Genomic DNA, 13,025 nt, shown 5'->3' with positions numbered 1-13,025 from the left:
CCATCCGCTTAATACTCCCAACCTGAGCATGTAAATGGATTACTCTTTATAGTAGTCATCAACAAAGCATTCCTCCTTACCTTAGGCATTAACATCATTGGCAAGATAAAGATAAATATGTGAGTAATCGAAAATTGAAGAAAGTGCCAAACCGCTTGTCCGAGAGTTATAAGGATTAAATGCTAGAAGAGCAGCTTCTACCAGGGGGTATGTTATGAAAATTAAGCGACACTACATGTCGTTTAGGAGTAAAAATGGATATATCCATATTCACTAATTTGTTAATATCTAAGAATAAAATATAATTGAATAATAGAGGACTGACATATTTCTACTTTAGAAAAAGCGATTTTTTTCGCTACCAAACAACACCTTTGTCAAGTGGATAAAGCTGGACAGGCTTACATTCTTCATCCGTTACGGATCATGCAAAAAGTACAACACCCCGATGCTAAAATAGTAGCTGTATTACATGACATTTTAGAAGATACACCAACTTCTGCCGACGATCTTCTTGCTCTTGGCTTTAGCAGTAAAATTGTTGATGCGGTACAGGCCGTCACTAAAAAAGATGGTGAAAATCGTTTTCAAGCGGTACAGCGTACTGTAAAGAATGCAATTGCTTGTGAAGTAAAACTAGCTGATTTAAGTGACAATATGAACTTATCTCGATTACCGACTATTTCAGCCAAAGACCTAGCTAGATTCAACCAATATTTGAAAATTAGAGATATCTTACTTAATGCACAAAACATATATGACCATCTCACTTGGTTAAATATTGATATCGATTATCCAGCATTTACTTATCGAAGTTTGCGTAAAAATTATCAATATATACTCAATGCCATGTTTGACGAACAACATGAAATTGGCGGTTTAAATATTGGTCTTCCACAAGAATGGTGGATTTTATTTGAAGATACCAGTGCATATTTTGCTTACTGTAAACGTAAAGGTATTGTGCCTTTAGAAGTAGTTTATCTTCAGCTCATCAATACAACGGACCTAGATTACTTCGGTCAAATATTTCAGGATGACGATAGTCAAGCATTATTCCGGAGTATGTTCGAAACTTTTATGCAATTCCATTTTGAAAAGGATATAAATGATTATTAAAGAAGATCTTTATATAGATAACTTACATTATATTCTTCAATTCAATCACTATAATTTTTCCTTTTATCTAGACCGCCCTCCTCGTACCCGATTAAATATTAACTTTAAGAAGCATCCTGAAATGGCATTATTTCGAGATGATCCGATTTATGAAGATTTAAATTTAAAACTACCTGCTTTAAAGATTTTTAATATTGTAAGTAAGCGTATTGAACAGATCATATATAAATACAAAATCCAATATTGGACCTTTAATGCTACTTCAATGAAAAAAGCAGATGTCTATGAAAAGCTTTTACAACGCTGGATGACGCATACCTCTACACCATTCCGATATGATCGTTTAGGTAAAGATTTTTATGTTTATGTAGAAAATAATTTCTAACTTTATCAATCTTAACCTGAATCACGTTTAAGCCTATGCTTTCGATAAGGATTAGCGTGATTCAAGCTATTAAATTATTACATTCCCATAATTCTTCTAGCTTCGGCATAGGGATCTGGTTTGTATTTGGATGACCATAACGTTTTAAAATCTTCTATCTCAATGTCGTATAATTTTATTAAATTCCAAAGCTTGCTCACTCTTAATAAAGGTCCTTCCGAGTTTGTTTCAAAAAAGAAAATAGAATCTAGCTCTCTTAAAACAGCTATTAATTCATCAAATTCAATATCACTTAGTTGCGGGTATGAACGTTGTTTACAGGCAATTTTTAAAAGTGATCTGTCCAAAGCATTAAATTTTGTTAACCCCAATAACCGTGTTGTAAATGTATTTTCTATTTCATCGGCAACTTGATAAGCAATCCCACTTTTATAGATCCATTCAAACAGTTTTAACTTCAGTTGACTTTTAGAATTTTGAATAACTTCAATAATTTCAACAAATTGATGTGGTAAAACAACATTTTTGGAGATTCCTATAAATAAAGGAGCTATATCTTCTGCTTGATACCCAACACGCCCACAGCCTATTGGTAAAATATAAAAGACGAGTTTAGGATGATCCAAAACATACTTTTTAAATTCTTCTACATATCGTTGAATATCAGCAAGTGGTAAAGGTTTTAATTTTTGATCTGCCGTGGGTATAGCGTAACTTTTTCCCGACATACCCTTCCCACAACCTGTTTGGGCACCAAAGAATTCTATTGCTTGTTTTGAAGCACCAGCTTTGTGTACTCCTGCTAAATTACTTCCAAAAACAAATATTTGATTTTCATCCAAGCTCGTTCTTAATTCATTTTCATGATACTCGTACATTTACTACCTCTCTTGATAGTTTGAATTTTATAAAATGATTAATAATCTCTAGCTAAATTAAGGTGTGTTATATCAATTGAGCCAGGTCATTGATTAGGTGAAAAAATTGCTGATACACCTTGAATAAAAATCAGTATTCCTTGAAATAAGAACCAATCCATATTATAAGATTGATAATTGGCAGCATATTTTGAGCAAAAACAACTACTATATTTACATAAGAGTTGAATATCAGTAAAACTGTCAGGAAATGGCAATTTTATTTAATGTCTCCCCCTAATATTTTTTCACGATCGGGAAGATAATAAATTTAATTCCACCATAATTTGATCAGTTTTAAGTTTTCTTGCCAACTTACCCAAAATTGTTTGTGGCTCATTTGCTATTTCAGTCTCATCAGAAGATCTAATTTCTAAAATTTCTTGCTGTTCATTTTTAAATAGAATCCAGAAATCAGATACTAAAGTTTCTGAGAGTTGTCTAGTTTCTAAATTTATATTTTTTACTAGATCGGTAGTATATATTTTCACATCAGCCATTCCTTTATCTGTCTTAATTAGACATGTCACATTGAGGCTGAAAAAATTACATATCTTATTTAATGCATAATTAAAATCATCTTCAGATAAACCAATTGGCTGCTTTACCCAAAAGAAATATTTATTCTGTATGCTTTTCTCTTCCGAAAGCTTTAGTGTGATCTGCCCAAATGGATATCTTAAACTGAACAAAGCTGCAGTAATATCAATAATATTTTTCCGACAATCCTCTGAAAGATCTTCTGGTATAGAAAAGGCTGGAATAATATATAGTGAAGTACTTTGTGCTTCATCACTTAATGGTAGGATTTGGTTTAAAAGAAATGAGTTTTGTTTAACTTCTAGCGTGTGATCAATATTCATACTTTTTTACTTTTTAGAGGTTTAAGATATGGAATTCATTCTTTGCTAAATTTATAGCATACTATAAACTAAAATTAGTTATAGAATAAAAACTATAGTTTAGACAATAACTTCAAGAAAGTAGTTTACAATTTAAAAGGTGATAAATGATACTTTTTACTCTTAAAGAACATCAATCAGGCCCATCAGAATTTATTGAAATGAAAATCAATCTAAAAGATGATTATGAAGCCCAAATTGCAGTATTAGATTGCAATGATACTGTTTTAATTGCCGAATCAACATCAGAGAATAATTTAGTATTGGAACTGGCAACTAGATATTGGTTAAGTTGTGGAATGTATTATCCTGAATACTCAAAAATAGACCCAAATCTACTAAAGGTCACTTGTCCTAAAATCGTATTATTAAAAAAGGATGATCCTTCAGTTGATCTATTTTCTCAAATTGGACATGTAGTTTTTGATGAAAAAGAATTTAGAGAGGAAACATCCCAAATGGTCTACTTTCCAACTTTATTTGGAGAAACCAATGATTAATAAAATTATTTTTTATATCTATCACTTTGTCCCCAAAAAACCTACTATTGAAAATCCTCTTCTTCAAAAAAATCTGAGGCATCATGATGCGAATTTTTCATAGCTAAATCTAATGAACAATAATAAAATTTCACACCTGGAATTTTTGGGCTTCCATCTTTATTTTCTAAATGCTGTTCTAATTTAATATATAAAGGATCGTTTTGATTAAAACTAACATCTAAAAATAAATCACCTAGATATGGTTGCTGTATAGTATTATCACTAGCCATACCATAACAACACTCAAATGAGATGTTATTATCATTTAGCCATTTTATTAATTCATTTCGCTCAGTTAACTCTTTATAATTGTGATTTTCAATTTTCATTTCACTGAAGCCAACAAAAAGTACATCTCTTCCTTTTTTTCTAGCAATGGCATCTATATGCTGGATTATCATTGGCACCTTATTTCCCTCAATTATATATTTTGTGTTATATGATTATATCTATTACATAAACATAAATTCAAATGATGAGATTTAATTAAAGAATGAAAACGTCATACCATGTCGTTCCATATTTCTTATCTTCCAATTTTTCAATATATATTTTTTTTAAAACCCTCGTAATGGATGATCGCCTAAGCGATCATCCATTACTTATGAAAATATTTCCATAAAATTATTTATAGACTTTAATCTTGTATTTATCATCCAATTAAAACTATTAACTCATTAGCTTTCACTAAATTAAATACTTACTCTTCCCCCCATAAGAAGAAATAACTACTTCTTTCTTAGCACGCGTTAAAGCAACAAATACCAGTGAACGCTCATGTGCATCTGCTTCTATCTGAGAAACTTGATCTGCTTTATGCTCCACGGCGTTCTTCAATGGTATAAGCCCCTCATTACAAGATGCTAAAATAATTAAATCAAATTCCAAGCCTTTAACACGATGGATCGTTGCAATTTTTACGACATCTTTTGGAGCATGCGTTTCAGAGGTTTCAATTCTATGAAATTTCCGCTTCTCAGCATTGAATTGTAGAGCGATTTTATCAACTTCTGCATTCGTTCTTGCAACAATGCAAATACTATCCAATGGATAAGAGACTTGATCAATAAAGGCAAATATTTTCTGCATTTGCTCTTCAAAATTTTGACTACTATCAAGGATAAATGGTGCAGGACCATGCGTCAGAGACTTATACAAAGTATTGTCGTCCTCACCACCATCTAAGTCATCTATTGGCATAGCATTTAAGATTGAACTTGCAAATTTTCTAATTTCATCTGTTGTTCGATAATTAATTTTGAGTTTAGCTGATCGTCCACGAACATTGATACCGACTTGGCTCAACACTACCTTATTTTGGTCATAAATACGCTGATGCGCATCACCAACAATAAAGAGATCATTTTCTTGCTCTGGCACAATCGCTCTCAATAACTTGAATGCCTGTGGCCCCATATCTTGGGCTTCATCCACGACAATACTTTGATAAGGAAAATCTATATCATTCACTTTGATATAGTCTGCTGCATCGCGATAGGCATCTGAAATTTCCTTAATCCCATGTTGATTCAGTAACCGTCTATATTCAGATAAAACATCCCAAACTTTAATTTTATCTGCTCGACTTAAACGCGTTCCTCGTCCTACACGGCGTGCCTGCTTATATTCCTCAAGTGAGGTAATGCCTTGTGGCTGTATTACATGCAGCCATTCTTCTTTGAAAAACTCTAAGCTTAATGTCAAATCTGGTGACATTTCTGCATAAGCTGTTTTCCAATGCTCGTCTAACTTTTCTCGACTGTAGACAATCTCAAAATCATATTTTTGTTTACGTAAGAAATACTGAACCCATCGATCTAAATTCACGACTTCAATTTTTTGCAGTAAAGTCTCTCCACATAAGCTTCTAAGCTGATCTTCAATATCTTGTGCTAAGTTCTTCGTAAAAGTCGTAAATAGAATTTTATGATTCGAATTAGTTAAATTTTCCGCTAACCATTTTGCCCGGTGCATAGCCACTACTGTCTTACCCGTACCAGCGCCACCTAAAACACGAACAGCTCCTTTTTTATGCCCTGTTGCAAGTTTACGTTGCGATGAATGTAAGAACACTCGCCATTTTTCAAGCGATGCACTCAACATCTCTTCCAACTCAGTCTCACCTGAGACCACAGAGAATTTAGCTAATGACTGATCTCTAGTAAGTGCAGCCTCAAAATCAGTCGTGCTAAATTGACTATCTTCAGCAATTTCACGCTCAGCAAGAATTGACTCATAGCTTTGACCAGCTAGATACAAGAATAAGCCTTCATAGGCATCTTCGGGTAAGTTAGCTTGTAACTGATCTAGCTCTTCTTCAGTTTGTAATAATCGAACTTGAGGGATTAAGTCTTTTGGTACCCCTAGTTTCATCAATTGTTTATCACGTAAAGAGTTGAATAAGCTTTCCGTTGTATCCTGAGGTTCAAGGACCATAGCTTGAACTTCACTCTGATAAAGCTGAATAGCCCCTGTCTCTGCATTAATATTACATTTGTGCGTCTTCGCCCAAGCGTAGGCATCATCATGATGATCTACCCAAAGCAATAACAGAATATTGCCTTGCTCTGAGACAATAATGCGATAGGTCTGATCTACTCGTAAGGATCTAAAGCTATCATCTTTGACAACTTGTAATTTTTCTAGATTAAAACCAGGCAAAGAGGGATTTACCATAAACTTCATAATCTGTTGGTTTACTTTTGCCTGAATATTTGATGGCAATTTATTCAGTGATGCAAAATATCCATCAGAAAAAGCCAGCTTTAAATTTGTTTTCATAACTTATCCCCCAATTCAGTTACTAATATTTCCAAATTATCTTCAAATAGGTATACGTGATACCCATGTTGTTCGAATACTTCTTTGTCATCTAATTGATAAGGCAAAAGTACAATGATTTTTTGATCATTCCATAACAATTCTGCTTCTGCCAGAATTTCACCTTTAGATCCTTCTAATTCAAAGCCAACTAAAGGCATAGAAACACCCTGATCTTTTAATGCATATAACAGTGGATGTATGACTTCTGACGCTTCTTCGAATACAAATGACCAATCATCATGATTCGATACTGATGGTGTATCCCAATTCAATTTTGAATGCACACCCTCATTGGTATGTTTAAATTCACCAGCGTACAGATTTGGACAGAATTGCAGCCAATTCATGAGTTGCCATAATTTCATCCACAGCACTTTAGTTTCTTCGAGATTTTTTTCACCCAATTGGACTTGGATACCAATCATTAGTTCGTTTAAATCAAGACTTTTAATAATGCCATTACCTGCGGCATAAGCTAATTTAAGCTGATTTTCGTTATGACCAAGTTCAAAAATATTACCTAAAATAAGAGATTTAGCTTGAGAAAGCTCATTAAACTCCAAAGGAAAATACTGAGTAAAAGTTTTCCATTGCGCTAAATTTTGATCTGATTTATGTTTAGGATCGACTAAACGTAAGGCTTGTACAGCACTTAATTTTTGCAGATCCTCTGTATTTGGGTGGCTCAAGAACTTCATCAATAAATTAAAACTATTGAGTTGTAAATCATTGAGCGTATATGGCTTCAAGTTTTGTTCATGTGCTCTTTTCAGTCCCGCATACGCTGATGTTTCTGCAACAATACTTGGGAATACATTCGCAACTTTAGCTTCATTTTTTGCAAAGCTTGATTCAACATCATGCCAAGTCAGAGACCAGACCCAATACTGTCCCGAACGAAGCAGTGCCTGACGTTTAAGTAAATCATCATGCACACTTTGTGCATGATACTCATAACCGTCCAAGAAAATTGCAATCGGTTTAAAGCCTGCTTTCTTTGCTTCTTTATTTTCTGGGTAAATAATAAAGTCTGGCTCACAAGCATAAGCAACGCCCTGTGATGAACCCAATTGGACATGCATCTCCATACGGTATTGTTCTTTATCAATACTTAAATGATATGCCTTACGGCCTTTGATCAAATCAACTTTTACACTGACTTTCTTACCACCAACAAAGGGTTGTAATTCTGGTTCATTAAATGTTTTCAGTGCTTCTGGGAAGCGTACTTCTAGCTGGCTATCCTCCCAAACCACTTTTTTCACTTTCCCTAAGTGTTCAACTTTTTTAAATGTCGGATCATCACGTAATAACTCATGCAACATATTCAAAGCGACTTTACGTGAAGTGCTTTCCATACCGTAGGAATTACGATAGGCATACAAGCATTGATAGCAACCATCCACCTCAGGAACGACATGTTGACATGAGCATTCAGCCATTACTTTTTGGGCTGCTTTAAATGTATCTAACAAATGCTTTGGGTCCGCGAGCAATTCATGTAAATAACCCGTACCACCAGGAACGCTGTCATAAATTACTAAGTAGCGTTCTCTAAAGTCACTGCCAGCAACAGGTTGCTCAGAAACCATCAGTTGCAAATGATCAACTTTACCGCCAAATTTCTTTTTCAGCCCTAGTTGCATTGCTGCAACAAAAGAGTTGATCTGTTCATCTGGCGTTGCTACAGCCATACTCGGCATAAGAATACGGATGGCTTCTGAAACATATTGGCGGTACAGATACAGACATTGTTCAATGCCACTTTCATCTTGATTTTTAGCAAAGCTACAGTAGTGCTGATGTTTTGCAGGGCCTTTTTTGTCTTGTACAGTGCCGCATTCCTTGCAGATTCTAAAACCTGGGCGCTCTAACTCCTTACCAGCGATGTAAAAGGTTAAGTCAGTAGAGCCCGTACTTTCACCAAAATTCATTTCAATAAATTTTGCTTTTTTAACGAATTCAAAACCAAAAGGTCGATCTTCGTTTTCAAAAGCATATGCAAGTTCTACATCCTGTGGATCAACATCCACGAGCATCTGTTTGTTAAAGAATAATGGCTCTCTTGTTTCACTATCATCAGATAGCATTGCCTTCGATTTCAGTGTATTGGCATACACTTGTACGAGCTTCAATACAGGGAACTGTTGCCTTACATCTGCCCATTGAATATTGCCACATCGCGGACAACTCGATGTTGTGACCGTTGCACTCACTGTCTCATGATAACTACAGCTTGGGCACATTCGCATCAGTTCTATGGCTTTGCCTTTTGCTGTTTCAACCCGTGTAATCTCAACCTTGTGGCGCGAAGCATAGAAAATACTATTCGGTGCCAATTCACTAATCGCCGCATGTGCTGGACGCGTATACTCATATTCTTCGGAATGATACGGTGAAGCACTCGATGGATCTGATGACTTTCTAAAAATGACAGACTTTAATGTCGTACCTTCCTCTGGAAAAGCATAATTAGGCAGTAAGCCTTCATCTGTCAGAAAATTAAAAGTTGCTTTGCTATAAATATTACGTTTAAGCCTTGCCACACCCGTAATTTCTTGATGAAGCTCATCTAATTTCTTTTGCTTTTCTTCATCATCAGGTAATGCTTGGGTTTTCTTCAACGTTTTTTCTAATGCACTCTTCTGCTCATTTAAACGGTTGATTTCTTCTGCTAATTCTTTAATTCGATTAATCAATACCCATTCAATTTGCTCTTCTTCAGCATCGTGATTGATAATAACTTTTTTGAGTCGCTCACGATTCTCTGCATTCATTGTATGAGGCAATAATTCAGTAAACTCATCCCATAAACGATCACGATTGGTTCGTATATATTCAATCAGCGTATATGGGAAACGGTCTGTATTGTTGGTTTTGACTGCGCCAATCACCAATTGCATGGTTTCTGGAATACTTTGTTTACCTTGTTCTGCTCGTCCCCAGTCATCAAAACAGTACGCAAATAATTGTCGTTTCAGTACCATGGATGCTTCTAAGAAAATTGCAGGTGGCTCCACATTTCCAGCCATCATTTGTAAGGGATTAGCATAAAAATACAAATCATGGGGCTGTCCATTTGCAACCGTCAACGCCACAGAGTTACCCGTCGAACGTCCAGCTCGACCAATACGCTGTAAATAGCTTGCCTGTGATGGTGGTACTGAAGCCAAAATCACCGATGATAGATCACCAATATCAATACCCATTTCCAATGTCGGTGTCGCAGACAATAGGTTTTCAAACCATGGCTTACGTTCACCTGATTTTTCTTTGGCTTTAAACTGATTTTCAACTTTTTCACGTAATGAACGTGACAATAAACCGGTATGCTCATGCCCAATTACACGGTTAATTTGCCCATGCAAGTAGAAATGTCGATAAAAATTATTCAATGGCCGGCGATCTTTTTTCCAAACATACATCCGCGTATTGTTCTTTACGTTTAACTGTAAAGACGGAAGATCTTCAATCTCATCATCCCATTGCTGTGGAACATTAAGCTCACCATGGCCCTGGGATAAATCTAAACTATCTGAAGCACGTAAGGTAAACGTACTGAGCTGATGAGTAACAAACAGTTTTTGCGGATTTAAGCCCCAAACTCGTGCATCTTTGATTTTAATCACCCGTTCAACAACTAAGTCCACGCTTTGTAATGCTTTTAAGCAATATTCAAATAAATTGCTATAAAAGTCTTTAGCCACCAATTGTTCTGTATGTACAACCAAAGTCAGCCACTTTTCATACCAGCTTTGACCTTTTTTAAGTGTGATACTTTCAAAATTTTTACATTTATCATTCGCAGGAAATACGGGTAATTGCGAGTGTGAACCAAAGGTGGGTAAGGTCTTGTCATTGGTTAAAATATAATAATCACCGCCACGCTCTACATAACCCTCTAAGAGCTGATGATAGATCGCGCCGTGGTTACGTAACCTTAGGCAGATGCCCCACAGTACTTGTTGCGCTTGTTTTTCGGAAAGCTCATATCCCAAATGATTAAGTGCATCGTGTTTTAATTGATTCGCTGCTTGATGGACTAAGGTTGCTTCCCAATACAAAGTTGCCACCCCAGTACGACGTAAAGAACGCCCTGTTTGGCTTTTAATACCTAGCTCGTGCAGTGCTTCCCATGCAAGACGACGTTTAATATCTGCCAATAATTGTGCAAGTTGAGGGTTTTTACCCTCTTTCATGTCGATATAGGTTTCACGAGACTCTAGATTAGGCGCAATAAATTCTGTAATGAACTTTTCATGGGTCCAGCCATTTGGGTTTTTCTCATTCAGTTCATAATCTTCAAACCAATGATCCACAAAGTCCAAATAAGGCACAGTGCCATGTTTAGCAATGTACTGTGCCATCCCTGTTCTGAGGTTCATTTCCCAAGTACGTGCACTATAAAAACCAGCACGATGGGTAGCATCTTGAACAGAGTCAGAAAAAGCGATGACTTTTTTATCTTGATTGAGTTGATTTGAAAACAGTTGGTTAATCGCAACTGAAGTTAGGCTTGCTGCTTGAGAACCAAAGATGATCAGCGAGTTACGTGATTGGCAAGATGGGCATGTCCGCTCTTTTTTGTTGGTATTCACACCCTTTTCTTGAACTTCTTTAATCTCAGCACTTTCTACAACGCAAACAACGTTTTTAGAGCCACATTTATTACACTGATCTGTTTTAACCGCACTGTGGTGACAACATTCACCACATAAAAAACTCACCACGCCCGTAACATCATGGCACTGTTCAGGAGCAATCGGCATCAAATATTTGGCCTGTACATCGTTTTTAAAGAAACGGTTATACAATTTACGTAGGTCCGTTTCGATTTGGGTATCACCCATCTTCTCTGCCGCTAGCCAAGATGTTGCATGACATTCTGAACATTGCAGAACGGGTAAAACCACTTGGTCTTTTTGTTTTTTTAAATCGTCATGAAAGTGTAAATGTACATGCTCAGGGTCTTTATTTACCGTGGCGACAATACGGCGCAGCTCTCGAATCCATGCTTGGAATCTTAAAGAAACAAAGGGTTGTCCTGGGTAATCTTTACCACGTGCATGAGACACCAATGCCAACAATGACATCAGAATATACTCAGAATAAGGTCTGAGACTTGGTGGTAATGTTCTTGCTTCAGGGACTAAACTTGAAAATGGTGTCAGCGTTTGCGCATCATTCAACAGTTTTAGGAAGAATGCATGGCTTTTTAACTTTAAGCCTAATTCTTGGCGGGATTGCATATCGCGAGGATCAAGGTCGAAACCACCATCAGATGCTTTACCAAAGAAGAACCATGCCTGATGTTTTAGATACTCTTCTTCCAATTCAAATTGCTGTTGGTTTAACAGCTTTGGATCAAAGTCATAAGAGATGCTGTAATACTCAATTGGCGCTTGGAATTCGGCTGGGCTGACCCGTGTTTCACCAATAATACTGTCAGCAGTAAACTCAGCATCAAAGATTTTAGAAACAAAATCGAGTAAATCCCCTTTGCTTTCTTCAGAGCCAATGGTTGCTGAAGTCCCCACCGTGACCAAATGATTTTTTGGTGTTTTTAAATGTGCTTTCAGACGACGAATCAACATCGCCAAGTCAGAACCTTGTGCACCATCAAAGGTATGTAATTCATCGACAACCAAATACTTTAAAGTGTCTGATTCATTTTGTGCCCAAAGACTTTGGTCTTTTGGACGCATCAACAAGTAATCCAACATTTTATAGTTGGTCAGCAAAATGTCTGGTGGTGTCTTACGTAGTGTGTCATGGTCGGTAATGACTTGCGTATCTGACATTTGTTTCGTGCCACTGGCGGCATTGTCATCTTGACCGACAAATAGACCCACATTGACTCGGTTTTTCAGTTCAGGGGTGTTATGAATCACCTCTGCAAAGCGTTTAGCTTGGTCCGTTGCCAACGCATTCATTGGATAGATAATAATGGCTTTAATGCCTTTAGCACCGTGTTCTACACAATGATTCAGCAATGGATATAAGAAACACTCTGTTTTACCCGAACCTGTACCCGTCGCCACCAAGGTCGGCTTTGCAGTTTCCCCAACAAGGCGTTGCCATGCTTTTTCCTGATGTGCAAACGGTGAGTGTTCCGTTTTGAAGTTTGGGAAAAAATGACAAGTTGCTTTGGGATTTTTGGCAAAAGGAAGCCCTAAAGAGACATAAGGTCCTTTGAAGAAAGCCTCTCCATTGGCATCTTGATCGACAAATGCTTCAAACTTACCTTTAAAGTGTGGTGTTTCCGTTTCGTACCCTGTTGTAATAAAACTTTTTAATGCTTGCTCTATATCTTTTGAAATTAAACTCGGAAACATCC

General features: G+C 36.4%; 7 protein-coding genes and 1 pseudogene. 3 read left to right on the top strand and 5 right to left on the bottom strand.

Translation table 11 applies throughout. From position 1 onward, the window contains the following. Positions 1-327 precede the first annotated feature (327 nt). Positions 328-756, top strand: a pseudogene (locus tag HX005_RS16440) (guanosine-3',5'-bis(diphosphate) 3'-pyrophosphohydrolase); the annotation flags it as partial. Positions 757-1,108: 352 nt separating this feature from the next. Then, positions 1,109-1,504: a hypothetical protein gene (locus HX005_RS16435; protein WP_104469939.1), complete on the top strand. Its 396-nt coding sequence runs from the start codon at positions 1,109-1,111 to the stop codon at positions 1,502-1,504. A 77-nt stretch (positions 1,505-1,581) separates the two neighbouring features. Here the strand turns inward: HX005_RS16435 and HX005_RS16430 are convergent, their stop codons facing one another. Together HX005_RS16430 and HX005_RS16425 are read right to left on the bottom strand one after the other, a co-directional pair. Beyond that, the gene (locus HX005_RS16430; RefSeq protein WP_286378182.1) at positions 1,582-2,382 is read right to left on the bottom strand and encodes an A1S_2505 family phage non-structural protein; all 801 of its coding nucleotides are present in this window, start codon (positions 2,380-2,382) and stop codon (positions 1,582-1,584) included. A gap of 287 nt (positions 2,383-2,669) precedes the next feature. After that, on the bottom strand, positions 2,670-3,284 hold the full coding sequence (locus HX005_RS16425) for a hypothetical protein (RefSeq protein ID WP_286378181.1): 615 nt from the start codon (positions 3,282-3,284) through the stop codon (positions 2,670-2,672). Positions 3,285-3,430: 146 nt separating this feature from the next. Between HX005_RS16425 and HX005_RS16420 the strand changes: the two genes are divergently transcribed. Further along, positions 3,431-3,823, top strand: coding sequence for a hypothetical protein (locus HX005_RS16420; protein ID WP_286378180.1), 393 nt, complete (start codon positions 3,431-3,433; stop codon positions 3,821-3,823). A 44-nt stretch (positions 3,824-3,867) separates the two neighbouring features. Here HX005_RS16420 and HX005_RS16415 read toward each other — a convergent pair whose 3' ends face one another. From HX005_RS16415 to HX005_RS16405, 3 genes are all read right to left on the bottom strand, one after another. Next, positions 3,868-4,272 (bottom strand): hypothetical protein, encoded by a 405-nt coding sequence (locus HX005_RS16415; protein ID WP_286378179.1) that lies wholly within the window; start codon positions 4,270-4,272, stop codon positions 3,868-3,870. 280 nt (positions 4,273-4,552) lie between these two features. Next, positions 4,553-6,646 carry a UvrD-helicase domain-containing protein gene (locus HX005_RS16410; RefSeq protein WP_286378178.1) on the bottom strand — a complete coding sequence of 698 codons (2,094 nt, stop codon included), beginning with the start codon at positions 6,644-6,646 and terminating at the stop codon, positions 4,553-4,555. Beyond that, the gene (locus tag HX005_RS16405) at positions 6,643-13,023 is read right to left on the bottom strand and encodes a DEAD/DEAH box helicase (RefSeq protein WP_286378177.1); all 6,381 of its coding nucleotides are present in this window, start codon (positions 13,021-13,023) and stop codon (positions 6,643-6,645) included. Before HX005_RS16405 ends, HX005_RS16410 begins: the two co-directional genes overlap by 4 nt. Positions 13,024-13,025 lie beyond the last annotated feature (2 nt).

The sequence above is a fragment of the Acinetobacter sp. R933-2 genome (assembly GCF_030325485.1).
GTDB classification, from domain to species: Bacteria; Pseudomonadota; Gammaproteobacteria; order Pseudomonadales; family Moraxellaceae; genus Acinetobacter; species Acinetobacter sichuanensis.
Note: the sequence above shows the minus strand (reverse complement) of the source record. Positions and strands in the feature narration are given on the sequence as shown.

Coding starts and splice junctions, on each gene's coding strand:
- HX005_RS16435 (WP_104469939.1), top strand. CDS start 1,109: ATGATTATTAAAGAAGATCTTTATATAGATAACTTACATTATATTCTT.
- HX005_RS16425 (WP_286378181.1), bottom strand. CDS start 3,284: ATGAATATTGATCACACGCTAGAAGTTAAACAAAACTCATTTCTTTTA.
- HX005_RS16420 (WP_286378180.1), top strand. CDS start 3,431: ATGATACTTTTTACTCTTAAAGAACATCAATCAGGCCCATCAGAATTT.
- HX005_RS16405 (WP_286378177.1), bottom strand. CDS start 13,023: ATGTTTCCGAGTTTAATTTCAAAAGATATAGAGCAAGCATTAAAAAGT.
- HX005_RS16430 (WP_286378182.1), bottom strand. CDS start 2,382: ATGTACGAGTATCATGAAAATGAATTAAGAACGAGCTTGGATGAAAAT.
- HX005_RS16410 (WP_286378178.1), bottom strand. CDS start 6,646: ATGAAAACAAATTTAAAGCTGGCTTTTTCTGATGGATATTTTGCATCA.